This is a genomic window from Enterobacter sp. 241F3 (assembly GCF_034106785.1).
GTDB lineage: Bacteria > Pseudomonadota > Gammaproteobacteria > Enterobacterales > Enterobacteriaceae > Enterobacter > Enterobacter vonholyi.
In genome coordinates, this window is record NZ_JAWNDD010000001.1 from 1,258,936 (window position 1) to 1,285,566 (window position 26,631).

The 26,631-nt window shown below is 55.4% G+C and carries 30 protein-coding genes and 1 pseudogene; 23 read left to right on the forward strand and 8 right to left on the reverse strand.

Features of this window, described 5'->3' with window-relative positions; genetic code table 11:
- The first annotated feature begins 29 nt into the window (after positions 1-29).
- Positions 30-1,724, forward strand: coding sequence for a thiamine pyrophosphate-binding protein (locus tag UR504_RS05985; RefSeq protein WP_302234397.1), 1,695 nt, complete (start codon positions 30-32; stop codon positions 1,722-1,724).
- 33 nt (positions 1,725-1,757) lie between these two features.
- Here the strand turns inward: UR504_RS05985 and UR504_RS05990 are convergent, their stop codons facing one another.
- Positions 1,758-2,456 (reverse strand): GNAT family N-acetyltransferase, encoded by a 699-nt coding sequence (locus UR504_RS05990; protein ID WP_302234396.1) that lies wholly within the window; start codon positions 2,454-2,456, stop codon positions 1,758-1,760.
- 201 nt (positions 2,457-2,657) lie between these two features.
- Here UR504_RS05990 and UR504_RS05995 point away from each other — a divergent pair, with 201 nt between their 5' ends.
- From UR504_RS05995 to UR504_RS06015, 5 genes are all read left to right on the forward strand, one after another.
- The gene (locus UR504_RS05995) at positions 2,658-4,226 is read left to right on the forward strand and encodes an ABC transporter substrate-binding protein (protein ID WP_302234395.1); all 1,569 of its coding nucleotides are present in this window, start codon (positions 2,658-2,660) and stop codon (positions 4,224-4,226) included.
- Between the two features lie 97 nt (positions 4,227-4,323).
- The gene (locus UR504_RS06000) at positions 4,324-5,337 is read left to right on the forward strand and encodes an ABC transporter permease (RefSeq protein ID WP_320739445.1); all 1,014 of its coding nucleotides are present in this window, start codon (positions 4,324-4,326) and stop codon (positions 5,335-5,337) included.
- Positions 5,337-6,170, forward strand: a complete 834-nt coding sequence (locus UR504_RS06005) for an ABC transporter permease (protein ID WP_320739446.1) — start codon at positions 5,337-5,339, stop codon at positions 6,168-6,170. The genes UR504_RS06000 and UR504_RS06005 overlap by 1 nt, the downstream gene beginning before the upstream one ends.
- Positions 6,163-6,999, forward strand: a complete 837-nt coding sequence (locus tag UR504_RS06010; RefSeq protein ID WP_320739447.1) for an ABC transporter ATP-binding protein — start codon at positions 6,163-6,165, stop codon at positions 6,997-6,999. Before UR504_RS06005 ends, UR504_RS06010 begins: the two co-directional genes overlap by 8 nt.
- The gene (locus tag UR504_RS06015) at positions 6,986-7,690 is read left to right on the forward strand and encodes an ABC transporter ATP-binding protein (protein WP_320739449.1); all 705 of its coding nucleotides are present in this window, start codon (positions 6,986-6,988) and stop codon (positions 7,688-7,690) included. Before UR504_RS06010 ends, UR504_RS06015 begins: the two co-directional genes overlap by 14 nt.
- Before the next feature lie 60 nt (positions 7,691-7,750).
- On the opposite strand, the gene UR504_RS06020 is transcribed toward UR504_RS06015, so the two are convergent.
- The 4 genes from UR504_RS06020 to budA all read right to left on the reverse strand — a co-directional run bounded on the left by UR504_RS06020 (position 7,751) and on the right by budA (position 11,619).
- The gene (locus tag UR504_RS06020; protein WP_111964451.1) at positions 7,751-8,224 is read right to left on the reverse strand and encodes a cold-shock protein; all 474 of its coding nucleotides are present in this window, start codon (positions 8,222-8,224) and stop codon (positions 7,751-7,753) included.
- A 131-nt stretch (positions 8,225-8,355) separates the two neighbouring features.
- Positions 8,356-9,126, reverse strand: a complete 771-nt coding sequence (locus UR504_RS06025) for a (S)-acetoin forming diacetyl reductase (RefSeq protein WP_023618768.1) — start codon at positions 9,124-9,126, stop codon at positions 8,356-8,358.
- Between the two features lie 20 nt (positions 9,127-9,146).
- Complete coding sequence (gene alsS, locus UR504_RS06030) at positions 9,147-10,826, reverse strand: acetolactate synthase AlsS (RefSeq protein ID WP_320739451.1); 1,680 nt, start codon at positions 10,824-10,826, stop codon at positions 9,147-9,149.
- Between the two features lie 13 nt (positions 10,827-10,839).
- On the reverse strand, positions 10,840-11,619 hold the full coding sequence (gene budA, locus UR504_RS06035; protein WP_115874438.1) for an acetolactate decarboxylase: 780 nt from the start codon (positions 11,617-11,619) through the stop codon (positions 10,840-10,842).
- Between the two features lie 105 nt (positions 11,620-11,724).
- Between budA and UR504_RS06040 the strand changes: the two genes are divergently transcribed.
- From UR504_RS06040 to UR504_RS06080, 9 genes are all read left to right on the forward strand, one after another.
- Positions 11,725-12,606, forward strand: a complete 882-nt coding sequence (locus tag UR504_RS06040; protein WP_320739453.1) for a LysR family transcriptional regulator — start codon at positions 11,725-11,727, stop codon at positions 12,604-12,606.
- A gap of 228 nt (positions 12,607-12,834) precedes the next feature.
- The gene (locus UR504_RS06045) at positions 12,835-13,692 is read left to right on the forward strand and encodes a MurR/RpiR family transcriptional regulator (protein WP_249575745.1); all 858 of its coding nucleotides are present in this window, start codon (positions 12,835-12,837) and stop codon (positions 13,690-13,692) included.
- A 127-nt stretch (positions 13,693-13,819) separates the two neighbouring features.
- Complete coding sequence (locus UR504_RS06050; protein WP_115874435.1) at positions 13,820-15,148, forward strand: aspartate aminotransferase family protein; 1,329 nt, start codon at positions 13,820-13,822, stop codon at positions 15,146-15,148.
- Positions 15,145-15,699: a carboxymuconolactone decarboxylase family protein gene (locus UR504_RS06055; RefSeq protein WP_302234374.1), complete on the forward strand. Its 555-nt coding sequence runs from the start codon at positions 15,145-15,147 to the stop codon at positions 15,697-15,699. The genes UR504_RS06050 and UR504_RS06055 overlap by 4 nt, the downstream gene beginning before the upstream one ends.
- Positions 15,700-15,824: 125 nt before the next feature.
- Positions 15,825-16,577 (forward strand): glutamine ABC transporter substrate-binding protein GlnH, encoded by a 753-nt coding sequence (glnH, locus tag UR504_RS06060; RefSeq protein ID WP_320739458.1) that lies wholly within the window; start codon positions 15,825-15,827, stop codon positions 16,575-16,577.
- 50 nt (positions 16,578-16,627) lie between these two features.
- On the forward strand, positions 16,628-17,284 hold the full coding sequence (gene glnP, locus UR504_RS06065) for a glutamine ABC transporter permease GlnP (RefSeq protein ID WP_302234371.1): 657 nt from the start codon (positions 16,628-16,630) through the stop codon (positions 17,282-17,284).
- Positions 17,285-17,286: 2 nt separating this feature from the next.
- The gene (glnQ, locus tag UR504_RS06070; protein WP_069719677.1) at positions 17,287-18,009 is read left to right on the forward strand and encodes a glutamine ABC transporter ATP-binding protein GlnQ; all 723 of its coding nucleotides are present in this window, start codon (positions 17,287-17,289) and stop codon (positions 18,007-18,009) included.
- 21 nt (positions 18,010-18,030) lie between these two features.
- The gene (locus UR504_RS06075) at positions 18,031-19,062 is read left to right on the forward strand and encodes a C45 family autoproteolytic acyltransferase/hydolase (protein WP_302234370.1); all 1,032 of its coding nucleotides are present in this window, start codon (positions 18,031-18,033) and stop codon (positions 19,060-19,062) included.
- 231 nt (positions 19,063-19,293) lie between these two features.
- On the forward strand, positions 19,294-19,749 hold the full coding sequence (locus UR504_RS06080) for a hypothetical protein (RefSeq protein WP_302234368.1): 456 nt from the start codon (positions 19,294-19,296) through the stop codon (positions 19,747-19,749).
- Between the two features lie 183 nt (positions 19,750-19,932).
- Here UR504_RS06080 and UR504_RS06085 read toward each other — a convergent pair whose 3' ends face one another.
- Positions 19,933-20,505 (reverse strand): flavin reductase family protein, encoded by a 573-nt coding sequence (locus UR504_RS06085; RefSeq protein ID WP_115874431.1) that lies wholly within the window; start codon positions 20,503-20,505, stop codon positions 19,933-19,935.
- 129 nt (positions 20,506-20,634) lie between these two features.
- On the opposite strand from UR504_RS06085, the gene UR504_RS06090 reads away from it, so the two are divergent.
- From UR504_RS06090 to UR504_RS06120, 7 genes are all read left to right on the forward strand, one after another.
- On the forward strand, positions 20,635-21,531 hold the full coding sequence (locus tag UR504_RS06090; RefSeq protein WP_115874430.1) for a LysR family transcriptional regulator: 897 nt from the start codon (positions 20,635-20,637) through the stop codon (positions 21,529-21,531).
- 295 nt (positions 21,532-21,826) lie between these two features.
- Positions 21,827-22,168 carry a type II toxin-antitoxin system HigB family toxin gene (locus UR504_RS06095; protein WP_414464872.1) on the forward strand — a complete coding sequence of 114 codons (342 nt, stop codon included), beginning with the start codon at positions 21,827-21,829 and terminating at the stop codon, positions 22,166-22,168.
- Positions 22,165-22,584 carry a helix-turn-helix domain-containing protein gene (locus tag UR504_RS06100; protein ID WP_302234364.1) on the forward strand — a complete coding sequence of 140 codons (420 nt, stop codon included), beginning with the start codon at positions 22,165-22,167 and terminating at the stop codon, positions 22,582-22,584. Before UR504_RS06095 ends, UR504_RS06100 begins: the two co-directional genes overlap by 4 nt.
- Positions 22,585-22,653: 69 nt before the next feature.
- Positions 22,654-23,064 carry an Imm63 family immunity protein gene (locus UR504_RS06105; RefSeq protein WP_248172820.1) on the forward strand — a complete coding sequence of 137 codons (411 nt, stop codon included), beginning with the start codon at positions 22,654-22,656 and terminating at the stop codon, positions 23,062-23,064.
- Between the two features lie 111 nt (positions 23,065-23,175).
- Positions 23,176-23,766 (forward strand): hypothetical protein, encoded by a 591-nt coding sequence (locus tag UR504_RS06110; protein ID WP_271367036.1) that lies wholly within the window; start codon positions 23,176-23,178, stop codon positions 23,764-23,766.
- 280 nt (positions 23,767-24,046) lie between these two features.
- Positions 24,047-24,550, forward strand: coding sequence for a DUF2569 domain-containing protein (locus UR504_RS06115; RefSeq protein WP_302234359.1), 504 nt, complete (start codon positions 24,047-24,049; stop codon positions 24,548-24,550).
- Between the two features lie 230 nt (positions 24,551-24,780).
- On the forward strand, positions 24,781-25,080 hold the full coding sequence (locus UR504_RS06120) for a hypothetical protein (protein ID WP_127729884.1): 300 nt from the start codon (positions 24,781-24,783) through the stop codon (positions 25,078-25,080).
- 115 nt (positions 25,081-25,195) lie between these two features.
- On the opposite strand, the gene UR504_RS06125 is transcribed toward UR504_RS06120, so the two are convergent.
- Positions 25,196-25,510: a DUF6678 family protein gene (locus UR504_RS06125; protein WP_320739463.1), complete on the reverse strand. Its 315-nt coding sequence runs from the start codon at positions 25,508-25,510 to the stop codon at positions 25,196-25,198.
- 128 nt (positions 25,511-25,638) lie between these two features.
- On the opposite strand from UR504_RS06125, the pseudogene UR504_RS06130 reads away from it, so the two are divergent.
- Positions 25,639-25,734 (forward strand): annotated as a pseudogene (locus UR504_RS06130) (AraC family transcriptional regulator); the annotation flags it as partial.
- On the opposite strand, the gene UR504_RS06135 reads toward UR504_RS06130, so the two are convergent.
- Complete coding sequence (locus UR504_RS06135) at positions 25,731-26,621, reverse strand: oxidoreductase (RefSeq protein WP_302234355.1); 891 nt, start codon at positions 26,619-26,621, stop codon at positions 25,731-25,733. The pseudogene UR504_RS06130 and the gene UR504_RS06135 overlap by 4 nt on opposite strands.
- Positions 26,622-26,631: the final 10 nt, after the last annotated feature.

A 26,631-nucleotide genomic window follows, 5' to 3' on the forward strand; every position in this document is an offset into this window, starting at 1 on the left:
CGTTAAATAATGCTGAATGAGGTGTCATTATGATTAAATCATTAACGTCCTTATCAGATTTAAATATGCGATCGGGTGCCGACATTCTTCTTGAAGTGCTGGAGAGTGAAGGGGTGGAATATATTTTTGGCAACCCCGGAACAACCGAACTTCCGCTCATTGATGCCCTGCTTCGCCATGAAAATATTCACTATATTCTCGCGCTTCAGGAAAGCACCGTAGTGGCCATTGCCGACGGCTACGCAAAAGCCTCCGGCAAAACGGGCTTTATTAATTTGCATACCGCCAGCGGCCTGGGGCACGGCATGGGGAACCTCATTAATTCGCGGATCATGAAAACTCCGCTGGTGGTCACCGTCGGACAGCAGGACACGCGGCACTACGTCCGCGACCCGCTGCTGTATGACGATATTGTTTCCATAGGCTCCCCGGTCATGAAATGGGCGCAGGAGGTTACCAGCGCCGACCAGCTCCCGGTTCTTGTGCGCCGCGCGTTTCACGCGGCCAGCTACCCTCCGGGTGGCCCGGTCCTGCTTTCACTCCCGATGAACGTCATGGAAGAGCTGAGCGACGCCGGAATACAGACGGCATCCAGAGTGAACTACCACACCGTCGCGGGCTCGCTGGACGAGCTGGCGGAGGCGCTCAGCGAAGTCACCCCGGGCAGGATCATGATTGTGGCGGGAGATGAAGTTCACTCCAGCGGCTCGACGCAGGAGATTGTCCAGCTTGCTGAAGCGCTCAGCGCCCATGTCTACGGCTCCTCCTGGCCCCTGAATTTGCCCTTCCCTACGCAGCATGCGCTCTGGCGGGGCAATATGCCCACCACCGCCAGCGAAATCGCCAGCATCATCAACGCCTACGATGCCGTATTTATCATCGGCGGCAGAAGCCTGATCACCATTTTGTACAGCGAGGGCGAGGGCATTCCGGAAACCTGCGCGGTATATCAGCTCTCGGCGGATATGCACGAGCTTGGCCGCACCTATGCCACTCGCCTTTCAGTGATGGGGGATATCAAACTGTCCCTGCATGAACTGCTGCCAAAGCTTAAGCAGCGACTGATCGCCAGCACGCTGGCCCACCAGCGGCTGCTGGTTGCGGCCCGCGACGAACGGGAGAAGGTGTGGCAGCAGCAGGAGGAACGTCTGGCCGCCGAGCGGCTACGCCCGGCGATCTCCCCGATGGTGGCGGCCTGGGAAGTCATCCGATCCATTCCGGCGGGTACCACCATCGTTGATGAGGCGATAGCGACCGCCCGGCATGTCCGCCGGTTCATCTCTGACCAGCAGCACAAGCGCTACTACTTTATGCGCGGCGGCGGACTGGGCTGGGGGATGCCTGCCTCAGTAGGGCACTCGCTGGGACGCGGGCGTGAGCCGGTGGTCTGCCTGATAGGCGACGGGGCCTCCCTGTACTCGCCGCAGGCGCTCTGGACGGCGGCACACGAAAATCTGCCGGTCACCTTTATCGTCATGAATAACAGGGAGTACAACATCCTGAAAAACTTTATGAAGAGCCAGGCTGACTACAGCTCAACGCGGCTGGGGCGTTTTATCGGGATGGACCTGGTGAACCCGCATATTGATTTTCAGTCGCTTGCCACCGCCATGGGCGTCCACTGCTGCCGGGTAACCGAGGCTGCAGATATCGCCGAAGCGGTAACGCGCGGCCTGCAGTCAGGAAAAACCAACCTGATTGAAATCGCGATTTCCGCGGATTAACCGCGTGTTTACGCTGTACCCTACATAAAAAACTTATAACCGAAACGCCTCAAGCCGCTTTATCTGCCGCCCTTCATCGTCAAAATTCTCCGCCGCCAGCCAGGCGCGCAGCTCCGCATCTCTTTGCGGCCATTCGCCGTCAATAATAGAAAGCATATCGCTGTCGCGGTTGCGCCCTTTGCGCACCAGCTTCTGGCGCAGGCGCCCTTCCCAGACAAACCCCAGCCGCTCCGCCGCCCTGCGTGAGGCCACGTTCATCGAATCGCACTTCCACTCGAGGCGCCGGTAGCCGTGCTCAAACGCATTTTTCAGCAGCAGCCACACCGTTTCGGTGCCGATGCGGGATCCTTTCATTTTGCGCGACCAGGTGACGTGACCAATTTCCACCGAGCCCAACAGCCGCTCGTTAGCCATATAGCTCACCAGCCCTACCGCCCGTTCGGTGCGTAAGTCAATGACGGCAAACGGCACCAGCTCATCGTCCATAACCTTCGCCACGATCCAGTGCGCGGTGGCTTCCACGCTCGTGGGCTGCGTGCTGGCAAGCCACGTCCAGTCGCTGTCGTCACCCAGCGCGTAGGCCTCAAAGAGATCGGCCGCGTGGCGATCGGCGTCCAGCGGCTCCAGGCGACAATACTGGCCGAACAGCGGGGTGCGGGTTAATACGCGCGCGCCCTTCCAGTCGGGAACGATATCGTTAACGGTTTGACCATGTTGATTGATTTCGGGCACGGCGGTGACTTCCTGAAAGGTAAGGCATTTGTTATAGCAGGTTAAAAAGCAGGCGAGAAGCAGCATATTTTAATAGCCCCAGCGCATGCGATATTCCCGGAAGGCATAAGTAAAGCTGAATTTCGACTTTGCGGAATGTCACACTCGACCTAACGTAGCGGAGCATAAAACAATCACAATATATTCTTCTCAGGGATCGCTATGACGAAAAAACTGCTGCCGTTACTGGTACTGACTGCGCTCTCAGGCGCAGCCCACGCCGCTACTCCGCCCAACACGCTGGTGATTGCCCAGGGGCTCGATGATATCGTGAGCCTCGACCCGGCCGAAGCCAACGAGCTCTCCAGCATCCAGACCGTCCCGAGCCTGTACCAGCGTCTGGTGCAGCCGGACCGCGATAACCCGGAAAAAATCACGCCGATTCTGGCAGAAAGCTGGGAAGCGGACGCGGCAGCAAAAACCCTGACCATCAAGCTTAAGCCCGATGCGAAATTCGCCTCCGGCAACCCGCTGCGCCCGGAAGACGTAATTTTCTCTTACACCCGCGCCGTGACGCTTAACAAATCCCCGGCCTTTATTCTCAACGTGCTGGGCTGGGACGCGAGCAACATCGCCAGCCAGCTGAAAAAGGTGGACGATCACACCCTCCAGCTTCACTGGACGGCGGACGTGAGCCCGTCGGTGGCGCTGAATATTCTCTCCACGCCGATTGCCTCTATCGTTGATGAAAAAGAGGTCGCCGCGAATGTGAAGGATAATGACTTCGGTAACGCGTGGCTAAAAATGCACTCGGCGGGCAGCGGCGCGTTCAAAATGCGCGTCTATCAGCCGCATCAGGCCATCGTGCTGGAAGCCAACGACTCCGCCCCCGGCGGCGCGCCGAAGCTGAAAAGCATCATCATTAAAAACGTCCCCGATCCGGCTTCGCGCCGCCTGCTGATCCAGCAGGGTGATGCGGACGTGGCGCGCGATCTCGGTGCAGATCAGATAAGCGCCCTGGACGGCAAGCCGGGCGTGAAGGTGCTGAGCATCCCTTCTGCGGAGCAGAATTACCTGGTGTTTAACACCGGCAACAGCGCCAACCCGCTGCTGAACAACCCGGCGTTCTGGGAAGCCTCGCGCTGGCTGGTCGATTATGACGGCATCACGAAGAACCTGCTGAAAGGCCAGTATTTTGTTCATCAGAGCTTCCTGCCGGTCGGGCTGCCGGGCGCGCTGGAAGACAACCCGTTTAAGTTTGACCCGGCAAAAGCGAAAGCCATTCTCGCCAAAGCGGGCATTAAGGACGCGCACTTCACGCTGGACGTGGAGAACAAGCCGCCGTTTATTACCATCGCCCAGTCGATGCAGGCGAGCTTTGCGCAGGGTGGCGTGAAGGTGGATCTGCTGCCTGCAGCCGGGAGCCAGGTCTATGCCCGCGTGCGCGCCAAGCAGCATCAGGCGGCGATTCGTCTGTGGATCCCGGACTACTTCGACGCGCACTCAAACGCCAGCGCCTTCGCGTGGAACGACGGGAAGTCCAGCACCGTGGCCGGTCTGAACGGCTGGAAAATTCCGGAGCTGAACAAGGCCACGCTGGCGGCGGTTGCCGAACCGGATCCGGCGAAGCGTCTGGACCTGTACAAGAAAATGCAGGAACAGCTGCAGCAGAGCTCGCCGTACGTGTTCGTCGATCAGGGCAAAACCCAGATCGTGGTGCGCGATAACGTGAAGGGGTATCAGCAGGGGCTGAACGCGGATATGGTCTGGTACGATCGCGTCACGAAGTAGCCCTTGTTGCCGGGTGGCGCTGCGCTGACCCGGCCTGTGTTCTCGGTTTTTGTAGGCCGGGTAAGGCGAAGCCGCACCCGGCATGAAGAGATTTCCCATGCCACATCTTTCCACCCGCGTGCTTCAGGGCCTGCTGACCCTGCTGCTTACGCTCTTCGGGCTGCTGCTCGTCACGTTTGCGCTCTCGGCGTTTTCACCGGTCGATCGCGTGCTGCAGATCGTCGGCGATCACGCCAGCCAGTCGACGTACGATCAGGTTCGCCACCAGCTAGGGCTGGATCGGCCCCTGCCCGTGCAGTTCTGGCATTACCTGCAAAACCTTGCCCACGGGGATTTAGGCACCGCCAGCGCCACCGGACAGCCGGTGCTGCAGGATCTGCTGCACGCATTCCCCGCCACGCTGGAGCTGGCAACGCTGGCGTTAATCATCGGCGCCGTGCTCGGCGTGACTGCCGGAGTGCTGTGCGCTCGCTACGCCGGTTCGCCGCTCGATTTAGCCATCAGAACCCTCACCCTGCTCGGCAACTCGGTGCCGATCTTCTGGCTCGGCCTGCTGATGCTGGCCCTGTTCTACGCGAAGCTGCAGTGGAGCGCAGGCCCCGGCAGGCTGGACGATATCTGGCAGTTCACCGTCGAGCAGCGCACCGGCTTTGCGCTGATAGATACCTGGCTTTCCGGCGATCGCGAGGCGTTCCGCAACGCCCTCAGCCACCTGGTGCTGCCGGTGCTGCTGCTGGCCTATTACTCGCTGGCAAGCATTACCCGCCTGACGCGCTCGGCCTGCCTGAGCGAGATGAACAAAGAGTACATCCTGCTTGCCCGCGCAAAAGGTGCCGGGGAGATGGCCATCCTGCTGCGACACGTGCTGCCGAACATTCGCGGCACCCTGCTGACGGTGATCGCGCTGGCCTACACCAGCATGCTGGAGGGCGCGGTATTAACCGAAACCGTCTTCTCATGGCCGGGGATCGGGCGCTATCTCACCACCGCCCTGTTCGCCGGAGACACCACCGCGGTCATGGGCGGCACGCTGCTGATTGGCGTCTGCTTTGTCCTGATCAATAACCTTACCGACCTGCTCGTGCGGGCAACCGATCCCAAGGTGCGCTGATGCCGTTTTATCTCTTCTTACGCCGGCTGCGACGCTCCCCTGCCGCATTTTGCGGGCTGTTAGCCATCGCGCTGCTGGGGGTTATTGCCCTGTTCGCGCCGTGGCTGGCCCCGGTTGACCCGAACTGGCAGGACGCCGCCGCGCGCCTGCAGGCACCGAACGGCCAGCACTGGCTGGGCACAGACAGCTACGGTCGCGACCTGCTTTCACGTCTGATTTACGGCACCCGTCCGGCGCTCGGGCTGGTGGCGTTAGTCACCGTTATTACCCTGCCCGCCGGACTGCTGGTGGGAATTTTGTCCGGCTACTACGGCGGCTGGCTGGAGCGCATCCTGATGCGTTTTACCGACGTGGTGATGTCGATGCCGCGCCTGATCCTCGCCTTCGCGTTTGTGGCGATGCTTGGCCCGGGGCTGGTCAACGGCGCGCTGGCGCTGGCCTTAACCACCTGGCCCGCATACGCGCGTCAGGCGCGGAGTGAAATTCAGCGTCTGCGCCATAGCGATTATCTGGCCGCAGCAGAGATGATGGGCATTCGCGGCCTGCGCCTGCTGGTCGGGCATATTCTGCCCCTGTGCCTGCCGTCCGCGATTGTGCGGCTGGCGCTGGATCTGGCAGGCATTATTCTGGCCGCCGCCGGTCTTGGCTTCCTCGGCCTTGGCGCACGTCCGCCCATGGCCGAATGGGGGGCGATGATTGCCGACGGCATGCAGGTGATTTTCGACCAGTGGTGGATTGCCGCCATTCCGGGCGGGGCCATCCTGTTTGCCAGCCTGGCGTTTAACCTGCTGGGCGATGGCCTGCGCGACGTACTGGAGCCACAGCATGACTGAACCCCGCGTCATCGTCGATGCGCTGAATATCGACTACCCCGCCGCGCGCGTGGTCAACAACCTGAGCTTTACGCTTGGCAACGAGCGGCTGGCGCTGGTGGGGGAATCCGGCTCCGGCAAGTCCATGTCCGCCCGCGCGCTGATGGGTCTGGTGCGAAAACCCGGTATCGTGAGCGCCAACCGGCTTAACGTGCTTGGCAACGACCTGCTGACCCTGAACGCCCGCCGCTGGCAGGCGCTGCGCGGTAACGGGATTGCGATGGTCCTGCAGGACCCGCGCTACGCGCTGAATCCGGCGAAAAACGTCGCCGCTCAGCTTGATGAGGCGCAGACCCTGCATCAGCGCCTGCCCCGCGCTGAACGCCTGGCGCGCATTCACGACATCCTCCGCGCCGTCGGACTCAACGAACATGTCCTCCAGCGCTACCCCGGCGAACTCTCCGGGGGCATGGGCCAGCGGGTGATGATTGCGATGGCGCTGATCAACAACCCGCAGGTGCTGATTGCCGATGAACCCACCTCCGCGCTGGACGCCCGCCTGCGCAACCAGATCCTCGAGCTGCTGGTGCAGCAGTGCGAAGACCGCCAGATGGCGATGCTGTTAATCAGCCACGATCTGCCGCTGGTGGCGGAACACTGCGACCGCGTGCTGGTGATGTATCAGGGCGAAAAGGTTGATGAGATGGCGGCAAGCCATCTCCCGCAGGCGACGCATCCGTACACGCGAACCCTGTGGACCTGTCGTCCAGACGCCAATACCTATGGGCAGATGCTGCCGACGCTCGACCGTTCGCAGCCGTGGAAGGAGGCCAGCGATGGCGCTCGTTGAGGTTAACCAGGTGCAGGTCAACTTCGGGGAAAAAACGGCGGTTTCGGCCGCCAGCTTTAGCATTGAGAGAGGCGAGACGTTCAGCCTGATCGGTGAGTCCGGCTGCGGCAAATCGACCCTTCTGCGCGTGCTGGCTGGGCTGCAGCGCGAGTGGCGCGGCAGTATTGCGCTACTGGGAGAAGCGTTAACGCCAGGACGACGTTTTGAAGGCGAGCTTCGCCGCAACGTGCAGATGGTATTTCAGGATCCGTGGGCGTCGCTGCACCCGAACCACACCATTGCGCGCACCCTGTCGGAGCCGTTAAAAATCCACGGCGAAACGCAGATTGCCGAAAAGGTGGCGGATGCGCTGCAGCAGGTGGGGCTTTCCGCCGACGCGGGCAGGCGCTACCCGCACCAGCTTTCCGGCGGCCAGCGCCAGCGCGTGGCTATTGCCCGCGCGCTGCTGCTGCGCCCGCAGCTTCTGCTGCTGGACGAGCCGACCTCGGCGCTGGATATGTCGGTGCAGGCAGAGATCCTGAACCTTCTCAACCGTCTTAAGGCCGAGCACGAGATGACCTATCTGCTGGTGAGCCACGACGCGGACGTGATTGCCCATATGTCCGACCGGGCGGCGTTTATGGCGCACGGGGCGATCCAGAAGGTGTTTGACCGTGAGGCTATGTTAAGAGGCGAGCACAGGATGGGGTAAACCGTGCGGCGGCGCGGGTTTTCCAGGCCGGGTAAGGCATCGCCGCCACCCGGCCTACAATTACTTCAGCAGCTTAACCGTGGCATCAATGTCGATCTCATCTTCGGTGAAGATCAGCGTCGTGTTCTGGAAGGTGGTGATCGCCAGCTTCTTCACCGTGCGCATTTCGCCCGGCTTTTTATCAGATTTCGGCTTGATGCTGTTCATCAGCAGCCCCACCGACAGCACCGCATTCTCTTTGTCGATTTTGGTATCGGCAGGCTCTTCTTCGCTGAACACCACGAAGGACTTAATCGAGCTGAGCTTCACGCGCTCGCCTGCGATATAGAGATGTTTGCTTTCGGGGATCACCTTCACCGCGTAGGCGGAAAGGCCTTTGTTGTTGGTCGTTGGCTCAAAGGTCACCGCGGCATCTTTCTTAATCAGATCGGGGTTCGCGACCTTAATCACATGAAAATAGCGGTTGTCGCCGTTTTCATCTTTGATAAATCCAAAGCCTTTATCTTTAAACCACGTTGTGATTGTACCGTTCATCGCTGTTACCGCCTGTCAGATCGTAATGACTAAAGTTTTGCAGCGCGCAGTGTAATGCACAATGGATGAGGAGACAAAAAAAAGCCCCTGCACGGGTGCAGGGGAAAACTCATGTCAGAGCTTATTAGAATTTAGTTGAACACCATCCCACCATCGATGAGCAGAGACTGGCCGGTCATGTAGTCGGAATCCGGTCCTGCCAGGTATGAAACGCAGGCGGCGACATCTTCCGGTTCGGACAGGCGGCCAAGCGTGATGCGTTTGGCAAAGGTTTCGGTACCGTAGCCGAGCGGTTTACCCGCCGCCTCGGAGACCTGACGGTCGATCTCCGCCCACATCGGCGTTTTCACGATGCCCGGGCAGTAGGCGTTAACGGTGATCCCCAGCGGAGCAAGATCCCGCGCGGCGGTCTGGGTTAGGCCGCGCACCGCGAATTTACTGGAACTGTAGACGGCCAGCTCCGGGTTACCGGTGTGGCCCGCCTGGGAGCAGGCGTTGATGATCTTGCCGCCGTGCCCCTCTTTGCGGAACGCGTCAATCGCCGCCTGGATCCCCCAGATCACCCCTTTCACGTTGATGTTGTAGACCTTGTCGACAATCTCCGGCGTGATGGACTCGATCGGCGTGGACGGCGCGATCCCGGCGTTATTGACGATCACGTGGAAACCGCCCAGCGCGGTGCGGGCTTTCTCCACCGCCGCAAATACCTGCTCGCGGTCAGAGACGTCCACCTTCACGGCGACGGCGTTACCGCCGTTGCGGATAATTTCATCGGCCACGGCTCTGGCCGTTTCCGCGTTATAGTCGGCGATGGCGACGGCAAAGCCATCTTTCACCAGGCGAAGCGCAATCGCTTTACCAATCCCCTGGCCTGAGCCTGTTACGAGAGCAACTTTTTGCATTTCTCTGTCCTTATGTTGAGTCACAAAATCTGGCTGAGATGGAGCTGGCCCATCAGCAGCGGGTTATCGCTGTAGTCAACGGGAATGGCCACCACGGCCGGACCATCCACATCCATCGCCGCACGCAGCGTGGGTTCGAGCGCGTCGGCGCTCTCCACGGCAAAGCCTTTCGCGCCAAAGGCGTCGGCATAGACTTTGAAATCGACCGGGCCGAACTCGACGCCGGAAAGACGCTGGTATTTTTTCTCTTCCTGAATGGCAACCATGTTGTAGCCGTTATCCACCCAGATGATGTGCAGCACGTTAGCGTTGAGGCGCACCGCGGTTTCCAGCTCCATGCTTGACTGCAGGAAGCCGCCGTCGCCGGAGACCGAAACCACCTTGCGGCGCGGGTTGACCAGCCACGCGCCAATCGCCCACGGCAGCGCGACGCCCATGGTCTGCTGACCGTTGGAGATCATCACCTGACGCGCACGGAAGCTGTAGAGGTAGCGGGCGATCCAGATGTGGAAGCTGCCCATATCCACGGTGAGCGTCACGTCGTTATTCACGATGTCCTGCATGGCGCGCACGATGCGCAGCGGATGCAGGGCAAACTGATTAAGCGAGGCGCCGCGACGATCGAGCAGATCGCGCTGATGCTGGCGATCGACCAGAATTTCGGAGGCCCGCTGGCTTAGCTCAAGCTTATGGTCGATACGGTTAGCGAGCTGATTCAGCGTTTCGGCGATGTCCCCCACCAGCTCCAGATCCGGGACGTAGTTACGTTCTTCATAGGCTGGCAGCACATCGATGTGCACCAGCGTGGCGTCGCCGCTGTTCCACATGGACGGCTCGTACTCCACCGGGCTGTAGCCGATGCAGATAATCAGGTCCGCCAGATGGAGCAGCCGGTCACCCGCCTGGTTATTGAACAGACCGACGCGTCCGGCAAAGCGGGTGAAGTGCTCCTGATTCACCGCCCCGGCGGCCTGATAGGTGCTGGTGACCGGAATACGGCTTTTCTCCAGCAGCTTGCGCAGCGCGGCGCTGTTGGCGGGCTGGCTCGCCATCAGCCCCAGCAGGATGACCGGGTTTTTGGCCTTTTCGATAAGCTTCGCCACGTCGTTAATGGCGGATTCCGGTGCCGGGCCCATCAGCGCCGGGCCGCTGGCAGGCAAAATCGCCCCCGTGGCGGGCTGATCGACAATATCCTGCGGCAGGCTGACGAACGCGCCCCCCGGCCTGCCGTGCTCGGCGGCGCGAAACGCGTTGGAAACCACCTCAGCAATCGCGTCCGGCGCACTCACTTCGACGGCGTATTTGGTGACCGGGCTGAACATGGCAACGGTGTCCATGCTCTGGTGCACCAGTTTGGCTTTATCTGCCCGCTTCACCGCCCCGCCCAGCGCCACGACCGGGTCGCCTTCGCTGTTGGCGGTGGCAATGCCGGTGATCAGGTTCGAACAGCCGGGTCCGGAGGTCACCAGCGCCACCCCGGCCCTGCCGGTCAGACGCCCTACCGCCGCCGCCATGAACGCCGCGTTGGCTTCGTGACGCACCGGAATAATCTCGATGGAGGAGTCCAGCAGGGAGTCAAAGACCTTGTCGATTTTCGCCCCCGGGATCCCGAACACCTGCTTCACGCCCTGCGCTTCCAGCTGGCCGACAACCAAATCGGCGCCGTGCGCCCACTGACGTGACTGTTTCTCACTGTTCACGATAGTTCTCCTGTTAGTTTTCGACGGAACGGATCGCTGCGTCCAGATTGCTGGGGTGAAGGTTGGCCTGTAAAAACGCGCTGTCGGCGGGCAGGTCAATCATCAGCTTGTGAATTTCACCGAAGGTGAGCACGCCGCTCTCCAGCTGGTAATCGAGCAGATGGCCCCCGCCCTGACGGTCATCGGTGATGAAATGTTCGTGGTAGCCCGCCACGTTGATGCCCTGCATATGCTGTGGCGTGCGGAACCCGACCAACACCCCTTCACGCTGGTTAAAGCGGAACACCGGCTGGTCGTCCAGCACGTCGGTCATCGCGCGGTACGGCGGCTTCTGGCGCGGTACGGTGCGGGTGTGGGCGTGGCGGAAATTGCCGTCAATGCGCAGCGCGCAGAACAGGTTATCGGAGGGGATCTGCTGGTCGATCGCGTCGTGGATCTGCTGACGGCTGACCGGCGCATTGAAGGTGATACGATACTGCGGCTGGAACCAGGTCATCACCGCGAACGGCGTTTTCTGCTCCGGCTTCGCGGCCCGGGCGCTGCCGTCGGCGCGCAGCTGGTATACCTTGCTGCTGAAGGCAATCATTTCGCCGTCCAGCTCGTTGAAGGTGCCCAGGCCAAAATCACCGTGCGCCAGCAGATCGGCGATGGTGGTCTCCCCTTCGTACACGCCGCTTAGCAGGGCGCTCATTAGCGATGTCTGGTAGATCACGCTGTCAGGATGCTGGGCGGAAAACCCGCGCAGGGTCTCGCACAAGCTGGCCTCACAGTCGCAGGCAGATGAATGCATCATCGTGCTCGTCCTCTTCAACTTTATTTAGAAAGGTTAAATAAATGTTGACCCGATTCAGCAGAGAGTTCCAATATAGAAACCATGCTGGTTTGAGACGTTTTAGATATGGAACTTCGTTATCTGCGGTATTTTGTCGCGGTTGCACGCGAGCGACACTTCACCAGGGCGGCCGAAGCGCTGGGTATTTCACAGCCTCCTCTGAGTCAGCAGATCAAACGGCTCGAAGAGGAAGTCGGCACGCCGCTGTTCAGGCGCCTGACGCGGGGCGTGGAGCTGACCGAGGCGGGAGAAGCCTTCTACGAGGACGCCTGCAAGATCCTGGCGCTGAGCGACGCCGCGCTGGAAAAAGCTCGCGGCATCGCGCGCGGGCTGAACGGAAACCTGTCGATTGGCATCACCAGCTCCGACGCTTTTCATCCCAAAATTTTCGCGCTGATTCGCCAGTTTCAGGTGCAGAATATGGCGGTGCAGGTTCACCAGGTGGAAGCCAATATGTCGTCGCTAACGACGATGCTGGCGGAGGGTGAACTGGATATCGCCTTCGTGCGCCTGCCGTGCGAGAGCAGCAAGGCGTTCGAGTTAAAAATCCTCGACCGGGAGCCGATGGTGGTGGCGCTGCATCGCGACCATCCGCTGGCGACATGCGATTCGCTGGCGTTAGAGCAGCTTCGGGATACGCCGGTGGTGCTGTTCCCGCAGGAGGTCGCGCCGGGGCTGTACGAGCGGGTTCACGGCTGCTGCGAGCGGGCCGGAATCGATGTGCAGCACGCGCTGCAGTCGTCGCAGCTTTCCTCCTCCCTGAGCATGGTTTCCGCAGGCGGCGGGTTCGCGCTGGTGCCGAAATCCATGGCGGCCATTTCTCCGCCGAATGTCACCTACCACGCGCTGAGCTCGCCGGAGCTTTATACCGATATCGCACTGTGCTGGCGGCGGTTTGAACGCTCGCGGACGGTGAAGCGGTTTTTGACGATGCTGAGCGAGGGGTGACGGCAGCGCGGCTGTGCCCGGCGGCGCTGCGCTTGCGCGAGCCTACGGTTGGGGACGCGGTCAGGTTGGGTTTCACACGCCTGATGCTCTCTGTTCAGCTCCCCGTTGACTTATTTACGCTGTGTTTTCATCATCCGTTTCCGGGACAACGCGAGTCCGTTCAGTCTGCAAAGATCGAACGTCACTTGACAACAGCAGCGCTAACCTTAAACAGCGGGACTATTTGCTATGAATCCAAGGGAAAATATTGTCAGTACATTCAGTGAGTTGTCTGCAGAATTACAGCGTGCTGCCGAGTTCTCGCTACAGAATACCAATCAACTGGTCGTGCTATCGATGCGCGCCTTCGCCAGTGAAGCCGGTGTAAAACCCGCCACGCTGCTGCGGTTGGCGCAACGATTAGGCTACAACGGCTGGGGTGAACTCAAGGACGCATTCATTGATGAACTCGGACTGCGCAATGATACATATGTATCAAAGGCCGAGAAGCTGATCGCCAAAGGCACTCAGCCGCAGCTGTATGAAGAGGTGTTTCAGGCGCATCAGGCAAATTTGGCTTTTACACAGCACGAAAACCATCAGGCGATGGAGCAGGCCGTATCGCTGCTGGACGCGGCCGAGAATGTCTATATTTGCGGCTTCCGGGCCAGCTTTCCTATCGCCTGGTCGCTGTTTTATGTCTATCGACTGTTTAATCGTCAAGCGTCGCTCATTGATGGTCTGGCGAGCAACATCGAAGTGTTCACGCGTGAATTAACAGCACAAGATTGCCTGTTACTCACCAGTTTTGCCCCCTATTCCCGTGAGTCGCTGGATGTCCTGCGCGCAGCCCGGCAGGCGGGCGCGACAATCGTCGCCATCACGGATTCTCCCGTCTCGCCATTAGCCCAGGCTGCCGATTGCACACTGCTGTTCTCTATCGACAGCCCGTCATTTTTCCCTTCCGTAGTGTCGGGTATGGGGCTCGCCGAGTGTTTACTGGCGATGCTGGTCGCGCGACATGGTCGGGATGCAGTGAATAAAATCGAAAATGCTGAACGCTATCTTATCGACTCTGGTGCCTATGTGGTCCCTGGGAAACCCTGAAAAATGATTCATTTGCATTCGGCATAAGAAAACAGAATGCATTTGGATCAAAATGAAATTGACGCGATACAAATGGATCCTGCAAGATGCGCTTTATTAGCACAGCGCATTCAGGAGCAGGACCCGCATGACCCATATCATTCACCGCAGTTTACGCAGCACGCCCGCCGTGGCGGTACGCGCCCAGGGGGCGTACATTTTTGATGCACAGGGAAAACAGTATCTGGATGCCTGCGGTGGCGCCGCCGTTTCCTGTTTAGGCCACGCGCATCCTGACGTGCTGGCTGCGATGCATCGCCAGATCGATCGGCTGGCCTATGCCCACACCAGTTTTTTTACTAGCGACACCGTTGAACAGCTTGCTGAACAGCTGACGCGCACGGCGCCTGGCGATCTTAACTATGCCTATTTCGTTTCGGGCGGTTCGGAAGCGGTTGAAACCGCGCTTAAGCTGGCGCGCCAGTATTTTGTTGAGATCGGACAGCCGTCGCGCACCAAATTTATCGCCCGTAAGCAGAGCTATCATGGCAATACCCTTGGGGCGCTCGCGGTAGGAGGCAACGAATGGCGTCGCCGCCAGTTTGCCCCCTTGCTGATCGACGTGATCCGCGTTTCGGCCTGCAATGAATATCGCGACCGCCGCGATGACGAAACCCAGCAGCAATACACCACGCGCCTGCTCAACGAGCTGGAGCACGCCATTATTGAGGCCGGTCCCGACACCATTATTGGTTTCTGTGCTGAAACCGTGGTGGGGGCTACCACCGGCGCCACGCCGCCCACCCCGGGCTATCTTAAAGGCGTACGCAACCTGTGTGATAAATACGGCATCCTCTATATCGCGGATGAAGTCATGTGCGGCATGGGACGCACAGGCACATTGCATGCGTTTGAACAGGATGATGTGGTGCCGGATTTGGTGACCATCGCGAAGGGGCTGGGGGGCGGCTATCAGCCGATTGGCGCAGTATTAGCGAGCGAGAAGGTTGTCTCAGCGCTGCAGGCCGGTAGCGGTCTGTTCCAGCACGGGCACACCTACATTTGCCACGCGACCGCCGCTTCCGCAGCCCTGGCCGTGCAGCAGGTGATTGAGCGCGATAATTTGCTGCAAGCGGTGAGGCAACAGGGGGCTTACCTGCACAACGCATTGCGTGAAGTACTGGGGGAATTACCCCACGTCGGTGATACGCGCGGGCGCGGCTTGTTTGCGGGCGTTGAGCTGGTGCGCGATAAAGCCAGCAAAACCCCCTTCGATCCTGCCCTGAAGCTGCATGCAGCAATCAAAGCAAACTGTATGTCACGTGGGCTGATGGTCTATCCAATGGGTGGAACCATTGACGGACAGTACGGCGACCATATCCTGATCGCACCACCGTTTATCGTCACGCCTGGCCAGCTCGACTTTGTGGTGGACACGCTGAACACCGTGATTCGCGAAGAGACCAGCAAATTATGATCAATCGTTTACCGCCGCTGGCGGAGCATGAGTGGGACGACCAGCAGCGCGCTTTGGCCGAAGAGATAATCAACGGGCCTCGCGGTGCGCTGCTGCCACCTTTCGAGCCGCTGCTGCGCAGTCCAGAGCTCATGGCGCATGCGCAACGCATGGGGGAATATCTGCGTTATCGCAGCGCGCTGGGGCAGCGCCTGTCGGAACTGGCGATTTTGATGACCGCGCGGCACTGGTCGCAGCCTGTTGAGTGGGCGATTCACGCGCCGATAGCGCGCGAGAAGGGTATTTCTGCCGCGTCGGTGCGGGCGATTAATGAAAAGCGTCTTCCAGAGGATCTGCAGCCGGATGAATGGGCGGTCTATCACTTTTGCAAGGAGTTACAGGAGCAGCAGAAGGTCAGCGATGCCACCTGGCAGCACGCTATCGCGCTCTGGGGCGAGAAAGGCGTGGTGGATCTGATCGGCATCAATGGTTATTACAGTTTTCTCTCAATGGTAATGAACGGCGCACAGACGCCGGTACCCGACAGCCGGGATGAGATTATTCCCGCATAAGCTTTCACTTTAAATCTGGCGCATGAAAGTGCGCCCTGCATATCAACGTTTTATTTTCCCATTCCGCCGATGTATTTCGCCGGGTGACATTCATGCACGCTACTTCACTGACGCCGAGGGTTATCATGTCTGGATTATCCACTAAATTAAAAGTTACGTTAGCGCTGGTCGCTTGCTCCGCCAGTTTTGTGGCACAAGCGCAGGATAAATTAACGGTTGGCGTGGATACCGCCTTTGTCCCCTTTGAATTTAAACAAGGCGATAAATACGTCGGCTTTGATATTGATTTGTGGGATGCCATAGCTAAAAAAATGGATGTCAGCTACGAATTACGCCCGATGGATTTTGGGGGACTGATCCCGGGTTTACAATCACGCAATCTGGATGTCGCCATGGCGGGCATTACGATAACCGACGCGCGTAAACAAGTCGTCGATTTCAGCGACGGTTATTATGATGCTGATTTATTAATGGCGGTGAAAAGCAGCGATAACACCATTACTAAATTCAGCGATTTAGCAGGAAAGAAAGTGGGATTAAAGCAGGGAACGGCGGCGGCCAGCTTTATGAAAAGCAAATACAAGGCGAACTATGTTGAATTCCCGAATATCGATAACGCCTATCTTGATTTGCAGGCCGGTAACCTTGATGCGGTGGTGCACGATTCCCCCAACGTGCTCTATTACGTAAAAACGGCGGGCGATGGCAAAGTGAAATCGACCGGCGAGACTGACAGCATTCTGCCGCAGCACTACGGTTTTGCCATGCAGAAGAACAGCGCTCTGACGCCGCAGATCAACGCTGCGCTGCAGGCGTTACGTGCGGACGGGACGTACAGCAAGATTTACGTGAAGTGGTTTGCTAAACAGCCAAAATAATCCCGCCAGGTCGGAGCGATCCGACCTCGTTGCATCTTAACGGGTAACATATGAATTTCGACAGTAAATATATTTGGGAGTCCCTGCCGCTGCTGTTGCAAGGACTACAGCTGACGCTGATTATTTCATTATCAGGTTTATTGGGTGGTTTTGTTATTGGCCTGCTGGCGGGAACCTGCCGGGCGCTCGGAGGAAAAATATCAAAGACAGTCTCTTTAGTCTTTGTCGAGTTAATCCGCGGAACGCCTATTATGGTGCAAGTGATGTTTATTTACTTCGCACTCCCCATGGTGTTACCGATTCATATCGACCCGGTAACAGCGGCCATTACGACCATTGTGATTAACTCAGGCTCTTATATTGCAGAAATCACCCGAGGAGCGATCCTCTCAATTAATAAAGGTTTTAGAGAGGCCAGCCTGGCAATGGGGTTATCCCAGCGCAGCACGCTATGGCATGTCATTATGCCGCTGGCATTACGCCGGATGATCCCTGCGCTAGGCAATCAGTGGATTATCAGTATTAAGGACACCTCGCTGTTTATTGTGATTGGTGTGGCGGAATTGACTCGTCAGGGGCAAGAAATTATTGCCGGTAATTTCCGCGCGCTGGAAGTCTGGACCGCAGTGGCAATGATCTACCTGCTGGTGACGCTGTGCCTGAGTTTCCTGCTGAAGCAACTGGAGAAGAGGATCCATATTTTATGAGCATGGTTGAATTTAGCGCGGTGTCGAAAAACTTCGGCGCCACTCAGGTGCTGCACGACATCAATTTAAAAATTGATGCTGGCGAAGTCGTGGTGATCATCGGACCTTCCGGTTCGGGCAAATCGACGCTGCTGCGCTGCATTAACAAGCTGGAGGAAATTTCCTCCGGCACGCTGCTGGTAGCGGGAATGCATATTACCGATCCTCACGCTAACGAATGTGATATCCGCCGTGAAGCCGGGATGGTGTTTCAGCAGTTCCATCTGTTCCCCCATCTGACGGCGCTGGAGAATGTGATGTTTGGTCCGGTTCGCGTACGCAAACAGAGCAAAGCCGCCGCGCGGGAACAGGCGCTGGCGCTGCTGGACCGCGTTGGCTTACGCGAACGCGCCAGTCACTACCCATCAGAGCTCTCTGGCGGTCAGCAGCAACGCGTAGCCATTGCCAGAGCCCTGGCAGTGAAACCGAAAATGATGCTGTTCGATGAGCCGACCTCAGCGCTGGACCCCGAATTACGGCACGAGGTGCTGAAAGTCATGCGCTCGCTGGCGGAAGAAGGCATGACCATGGTGATTGTGACCCATGAAATCGGCTTCGCCCGCGATGTGGCATCCCGGCTCATCTTTATTGATGGCGGTACCATTGCCGAAGATGGTCCACCTGATATGCTGCTGAATAACAGTCGCAATCCCCGCCTGAAAGAATTTTTGCAACACGTATCCTGAACAGAAGTGAATGATAACCCTATGAAAAAAATCGACATTCGTGGTTCCGCTTTTGCAGTAGGCCAGGCGCTTGGCGCGTTCGGACGCGAGGCCTGGCATGCAAAACTGACGCAAACGGCGCTGTGGAAAACCGTTACCGCCATGAAAGATGCAGAACAGACCCGGAGCATGCGCTCGCGGGTACAGTCTGCGTATCCCCTAATCTGGCAGGAGCTTGAGGGATTGGCCGAGGGCCTGGATGCACCGTTTGATGAGGTGTTTGCCTGGAACTGCCGCGGCGATCTGGTGCGCTCAACCTCTGATGGCTGCACCACGGTAGCGGGAAGCACCGCTGTGGGAGAGCTGATTATCGCGCATAATGAAGACGGTTTCCCGCAGCTTCGCAATGACTGCGCCATCGTCAGCATCACCCCGGATGACGGCCTGGCGTTCACCAGTTTTGCTTATCCGGGATCGATTTGCGGACATACCTTCGCCGTAAACGAAAAGGGCGTAGTGAATACGGTGAATAACATACGCGCTTTGCACCGTCCGGACGGCATGCCGCGCCAGATACTTGCCCGCGCTGCGCTGAATGCCGCCAGCCTGGATGAAGCTGTCACTATACTGACCTCATCACCACGCGCCGGAGCCTTTCATCATACGCTGGGACAAATGGGAGACAGCCGGCTGTTCAGCGTGGAGGCGACGGGAACAGGCTGTTCCGTCACGCCGCTGCGGGATGTTTTCGCCCATGCTAATCACCTTATCCACCCTCAGCTTGATGCGGTTGAGCAGGTAATCACTGACAGCTCCCGGTCACGCCAGCAGCGGCTAAACGCCTGGCTGGATACGCAATCTCACCTTGATGGTACAGCGGCTCTGGGAATTCTTTCAGACCAGCATGATCCCGCGCTCCCGATTTATCGTCTCTCGCCACACGACCCGGATGAAGAGAACACGCTGGCCACGGCCATTTTTACCCTGAGTACGTCGCAGATAAAATGGCAGATATTCACACACGATCGGCAAAAACCCTTTTTACAGCAGGAATGTCCGGCGGCGCTGCGCTAGCGCGGGCCTACAGGGCTGTGATTTTTGTAGGCCGGGTCAGGCGTAGCCGCCACCCGGCAATGCCCTTCTTGAAGCCGCCTCGCAAACCTGCAAGCAACCTTATGTAATTCAGGGGCATCCCCTTTCCTTCCTTTTTTCACCGCCGTAAAGTGCCTGCGTTGCGGCACATCCGTAACCGGGCGTAGGAACCCGTTAGCATGACATGACATTTTTGGACAAAGAGGATGCTAAATGGCGACTATCCCTGAATTTTCCTACGCGCTTTCTGAGGAAAGCGCTGTTCATCATCTCATCAACCACCCAATTTCCGATTCCGCGGATCTCTTCGAACTGGCCGATGCCTGCGCCGCTTACGTAAGCGTACTGGTGGAAACTGACGACGCGGTGACGTTTGCCATGCTCTGTACGCGATTACTGGCTGCGCTGAAACGGCTGCGCGAGTGCTGTGACTCGGAACTTCCGCCGTATCTGGTTGAACAGTTGGTTGCGGGGGAAAAGATTACCTCCTGCGTGCCGGACTGCTGGCAGGAAACGACGTTGCAGGTGGATTATGCCGTAGCGTTAACGCTGGCGGTGATGGGCGGAACGCTGCCCATGAGCGTGGCGAAAGAACTGACCGGGCTGCTGCATGATATGGTCTGGCTGCTGGCGGAGTTTGTGAAGGAGCCGTATATCACGGCACACTGAGGCGGGTGATGGAAGGCTGGAATTCTGCTGGGTAAGAAGCAGAATTTCGGCCTCATACAAAATACAATGTTATTTATTGATTGTCTGTTAAGAGCGAAGAGCGGACATCTTTAATGGGTTGATTTTGGTGTTCTTACCTCTATGTAGCCATTTTCTATGGCTACATTTATACAGAAGTAAGGATTAGTCTTTTCCCGGACCATAATTAAATTTTGTACCTTTGCCAATGGCGTAAAACTGTCCGCCAGCTACGTAATGGACAGTACGTAGTTCATCAGGCGCATCATCAAAAATCCAGTGCCCATTCCTGAAAACGCGGTCATCACTCCATGCTCCGACAATTTCCCCCATGAACAAGTTGTGCTGCTTTTCATTTTCTTCATTGGGTATAACCTTACAGACTAGCCAGCCAGCGCAACCTACAACTAAAGGCAGATCAAACTCTTTCTGATAAAAAAGTGGGATTTTATTGTTTTTTTCGGGTGTGTCAGAATAACTGTGACCGCCTGCATATAAAACCATTTCCATCTGATTTACTACTGGGACTTGGACAACGTAATATCCACTTTTTTCGACAAGGCCGCGTGTAAATGCCTGTGGACCTATAAAAGCCATCACTTTGTTATTGCCTACTAATCCCACCCAGGCAGCTGCCATGACATTTTCAATACCATTATTTTTAGCCGATATCATCGTCGTTGGCCCGAGCTGCAATAAACGATAGGCTTTGTTTAATTCTACTGGTTGTATTGCCATAAATTACTCTTCAAAGTTCTGATAAAAGGATACGATAGATTACTTGTTTGATGGTTTGATTATACGATTGGAATAATTGCAAATTAATTGCTAATATCAAAAAACATTATTGCAACTTTCACAACAATCATGAACAAACTTGATGCTCTGAAGTTTTTTATCATCGCCGCTGAGACCCTCAACTTCCGCGAAGCCTCTATAAAGCTTTCGGTTTCACCATCGGTTGTAACACGAACAATCGCTGAGCTGGAGAAACAGCTTGATGAACCCCTTTTCAGACGCAATACTCGCTCGATCTTTCTCACAAGCTTCGGTGAGCTTTTTTTACCTCAAGCCAGGCGACTGCTTGAGGATTCGGAAAAACTATTTCAGACGGCGAAAGATGATAATGAAATGAAGGGCATTGTCCGTATCACGTCGCTTCGATTTCCAAAGCATGAACAAGTATTATATGAACTATTGACTGCGCTACGCCCATATCCTGAATTATTTATCGACTGGCGTTTAGACATGATGAAACTTGATACTGTCGAGCATCGTATCGATATAGGTATACGCGTCGGGCGAGAACCTAATCCAAACTTTATCATTAAAAATATCACGCAGGTGGAACATATTTTAGTAGCATCCCCAGAACTCGTTGCGCGCCTGGGAGCTCCAACGGATTTAGAAGATCTTCGGCAACGTTATCCATTCAGTGGTTTACTTAATCCTGAAACGGGAAAAATCTTTGAATTTATGAGTGACGCAGTGAATACCTTTGTCCCTCGTCATATTGAATTTTATACTACGGACCCATACGCAGAAATTCAGGCCGCTTTGGCTGGCAAAACGGTTGTACAGTCCAGCGATTTTATCTGTAGAGAGTACTTAGCAAATGGTCAACTCATAAAACCCCTGCCAGAACTGCGACAGGAGAAATGGCAATTTTATTTATATCGGCCTTATCAGACGGTTACTCCAAAAAGGGTCACAGTAATTTTTTCACTATTAGAAAAAATCTTACGCAAACATTTCGTATCATAACTAACATACCGCGCAACGTCCGCTGCTGGCACAAAGCGGACGCATCTTTCACACACTTCCATATACTCCTGTATGCAAAACCTTCACCCACTGAAATCCTTCTCATCCAATAATTACTGAATACGCTACGCAAATCAAATAAATACCCAAAACCTAACCATGCCATTCACTTTAATTTCTCACCACTACCTCTTAAAGTGTGCGCACTCAATAGATGAGAACCGTAATCACGAGCATGTGGAAACTGCAGCCCATCGTTGTTTCCACATTGTCAACTCACCAACCACAACCTATAATGTTTCCAATCTGGAAACAAAGGGCAAGGATGCACGTAGTCTCAAGAGCGCCTTTCGATACGGCGGCCAGACATTTTCCCAATCGATCACTCGCCCTGGACGACCTTTACCGGGTACTAAAGAAGGAACACTACTCGTCACCAGGCGATATGCGAAAAGCGCTTTCCCAGCCAGGACCGGATGAAATACCGGGAAAAATGATGGGTCATCGATGTGGGCGCGGACATTTAAGAGTAATGTTTTTTCCTGATTTTGAGCGGGGAAAGATCTTCATTAAACACATCAGCACGCACGCAGAGTATGACAAGCTCACGGACCTCTACCGGAGAACGAAAGAATGAATTATGCAGCAGCCATCAAAGCGGCAAACGAGCTGACTAAGGAGCTTCCCTTCCTGGGCTCAACCCCGTCGCGACAAGATTACGAGGATGCTCTGGCGATGGTGGAACATCTTATTGAGCACGACCCCGATAGCCCGCTGGTAGAGATGCTTACCGCGAAAATCGATAAATACGAAAACGAGTCTCCGGAGTTTGCAGAATTTAACGCGCGTGTTGCCCGCATTCCGTCAGGCGTTGCGTTATTACGAACATTGATGGATCAGTACCAACTCACTCAGAGCGATTTCGAGAACGAGATTGGCAAAAAGTCTCTGGTGAGTCGGATCCTTAATGGACAGCGCACATTGACCCTGGATCATATGCGGGCGCTGGCGAAGCGTTTCGGTTTGCCTGTGAGTGCGTTTGTGGGGAAGTGATCGCGAGCAGACTCTGTGCACCCATTCTGCGAAAATGAGTGGTTCACATAAAATAACAAAGGAATGCTGATGAAAACGATTGAAGAACTACGAAACGAACTTCTAAAAATAGGTGAGCAACTTGGGGGAGGCACAAGACCAAATCATTACTTCTTTATCCCTGACCTACCTGATGGGGTTGCAACTCCCTATCTGGAAATTCATGGGAAAGAATATCATTTTATCATCAGTGAAAGGGGTCTTGAAATACAGCGAAAAGTAACGCTCAGTGACGATGAAATTCTTTATTGGTTTGTGGAGAGTGCCGTGGCGGGGCTGGCCTCAACCTATGCAGCAAAACATTCATCTGAACGGGAATACAGAGAAGTTTATTTCAGAAAGGAATACAGTTTAATGCTCTCAGTCAAGCCCGAATGGGCAACAAGAAAGCGCAAAGAAATCACTCAGCTTCTCCATTCGCAAAGAAGCGAACATCGTTAACCCAACCGGCTTGTTACATTTACTGCCCTACCCCCCTCTCTTTTCCTGGTGATTGCCTGCAGCACGCCATCTGATACTCTGGCTGCACTCAAGGGATGACAAGGAAGAGAAATGCTGAATCCTGGATTCGTAACCCGCAAAGCACTTGCTCAGTGGCAGGATGTCCCGGCTTTTTTACCTCAGTTCCAGTTTCATGAAAAACACCGAACGGTCATTCATACTGCGCATCCTGAAAATATACTGCCGTTGATTGCCAAGTTTGACGTCCGGCAAGATGCTGTGATTCGTCGGTTGATGGCTTTGCGGCAATTACCGCAAAAACTTCTGCGCGATCAGCAGGCTGATTCAATCAGCAACTTTGGTCTACACAGTTTCACCCTTTTGAAAGATTCAGCATCGGAGCTTTGCTATGGCTTAAGAGGGCAATTCTGGCGTGCAGATTTCGGTCTGGAAAGCGTGCCGGATGCCAGCGCGTTTCAGACGCCTGCCGTGCCGGGCAGCGCGACACTGTTGCTGCGCTACCAGGTAAAGGAACTGGCGCCAGGCCAGCATGAACTCAGTACGGAAACGTTCGTCTTTTGCCCGGACAGGAGCACCCGGCTCATGATGGTGGCTTACTGGCTGGTAATACGGGCGGGCAGCGGCTGGATCCGCAGGAGAACGCTGAAAGCGGTTAGGATGAGTATCGAGAAGCTGGACTGAAGTGCAACAGAGAACCTTATGGTGTTCAGCGGTAGCACTTTACTTTAAATATTCGTTTCCGGTCAGGAACTGTCGGAAAGAAATGTTTTAGGAACCGTTATTAGCAAAGCGCGGTCCCTGGTAGGGACTTAGAATGAATATCTGTGCTGCGGGAATCCCCCTTAACACAAATTTACTCGAAAAAGTTACCTGCACAGCATACTTATTTATCAGTCAGTTGCGTTTGTAATAGACTTCGTTTAATCTATTTAAAATTATAAAATACTTCAAAGGTCCATATATGGAATGGGGATGCATAAAGTGTGGGGTCGAAATACCTCAGGACAGAGAGTTTTGCGACAGTTGTGAAGATAAAAACTTCAGGAAAATTGGAGGGTTTCTTTTTCTCCCCCTTATAGGACTAGTGGTTACTGCTGCTTCCTATCTTTTTGCAATGACAGATGCATTTAAATTTACGATAGATAATTATTCGCATCTGAATGCAAATGCAAAAATTTTCTTCATAGTTTCCCTGGTTATTTATATTGGCGAGTTTCTTTTTACAGCCACCGTCCTTTCATTTTTCCTAAGAAAGAAGAAATCGCTACCGAAGCTTTACATTTTGTTTTTAATATCAATCGTGACGACAATGTCATTTAATACCTATCTGCTTTATATATTAATTCCTGGCGCTGAAATTGGATATAATGAACTTGTACCTGTTTTTAGAAACGTAATTACGGCTTTAATTTGGATTCCCTATTTCATAACCTCTGTTCGCGTAAAAAGAACGTTTATCCGATAAAAGCACGAGTGGCTTCATCATTTTGATGACAGAAGATGCATGGCTATACTAATGCACATACAGTCATCAACACTGAGCGGACGCTATCACCGTCTGCTCATGATACGGAAAGGGCAGAAAAGTGGGTAAGGTCCGCACTGAGTTAAGAACGGACACTCTTGTAGAAAGCATGGCGTCGGATTACAGTGAGAGCATTGATTGATAAGTGAGTAGAATCAGAACAGTAGCCAATGAAACAAAAACTTCGCAGACGTAACCAGGACTGGATATCAAGGCAATTACAACGTGCGCGCAAAGAGAAAATGCCGTTAAGTTTCTTTATTAATTTTCCTTCAATACGAGCAACTGCATGTAATGGTCAGCGCCTTAAACGGCGTGGTCGTCTCAAGCCTGACTGGAGTCGCGCATTGTTTTATCCGGGGTGGGGAGAAGTGCCGATTATTGGACAGCAAGGCTCTGTGTATTGGTTTGAGGGGTTTGATAAGGAACAATTACCTGAAGAATTGATGCCGCTATGGGAAGATGTCTGATTGTATTGACTTTGAATTAATAACTTTCAGCGTAACGCTTAGACAGTGAGGAGTAGAGGCCAATTCTACGCAAAGACTAACTTATTCCTGTTAGCCATTAAACGATTTTATCTGGTTAAAGATAATCTACATAGCTGACCGAATCTGCGTGTCCCCAAATTCTATAACCGGTTGATACCTCGATTCCAGGGAGATGAATAGCGCGAAGAATAGTACCTACCATGGTATGTTGTTCAACTGAGTGTGTCATAATATCAAGATACCTGATATCCAAATAGCCACCTTCACAGAAATGGTAAAACCACTCGCCATCAACTGCAGATTCATAGCCATTGAGAAAAGTGATTTTCCATAAGGGGGGAGATTTCATGCTAACCATTGCCATGCGGATCTCATTCCATTTTGTATTATTCATGCAGCTATAAAGCATTTGAACCTCCCGGGTTCTGCTCCCGACAAATTAACACGCTACCAGGATAAACACGTAAAATTATGGCACAAAGATGAAATTCATATTCACTTATCTTCCCGCCTCTCTATCGCCCCCCCACTTTCAGGTACGAATCCGTGATCGCGTTTATCACCATGTTCAGAAAAGCGATGGGCAGCACGCCCGCCCATTACTTTGCCGAACAGAAAAACAATAACCGTTAACCCGGCCCCTCGCTCCCCGCCGCCAGCAGCGGTACCACCACGTCGCTGATGGGCACCGCAATGCCGTGTTTGAGGCCGTAGCGCTGGATGACGCCGTTGCGGATATCCCACTCCATCGGACGATCCGCCTGACGGTCAGCGAGAATCGACGTGCCGAGGTCCTCAGGCGCGCGCTGGAAGTTCGCCAGGATCTCCTGCGCTACGTCATCGTTCAGCTTCGCCCCTTCGGCGCGGGCGACGCTCAGCCCCTCGCGCAGGTAGGCCAGCGAAAGTTCGCTAATATCCTCGCGCCTGAACATTCCGGCGCGGCGGTTGGCGAGCACCATCAGCCCGGCGACCGCATTTTGCAGCAGCTTGCGCCAGGCGACGGTAGGGAAATCTGCCGAGAGCTCAACTTCACAGCGCGTACCGTGAAGCGCCTGCACCACCCGCTGCGCCTGAGGCACGTCCGGCAGCGTCAGGCGCGGTTTGGCGCGCAGCCAGACGGAGGCATCCGGCTCGCGTTGCGCCGGGAACCAGACCACCGACGGCAGCACAGTCGCGCCACTGACCAAAGGCTCAAGCTGAGCCTTCTGCTCTACGCCGTTTTGCAGGGCGCAGACCACCGTATTTTCATCGCACAGCGCGCGCAGCCATCCGGCGCTGTCGGCGTTTTGCGTCGTTTTCACCGCCACAAAAACAAGATCGACGGGGCGCGTGATGGCCGTCGGGTCGGTTAGTACCGGACCGGGCACCACCGTTTCACCTTCGTCATGGCGCAGGCGTAATTCCGGATGCGCGGTCCGTCCGCAGAGCAATGGCGTGCGGCCAGCGTCATGCAGTACCGCGGCAACGGTGGTGCCAATCGCACCGGGTCCTATCAGCGCAATGGTTGGATAGTCAGACATGAGTCACTCC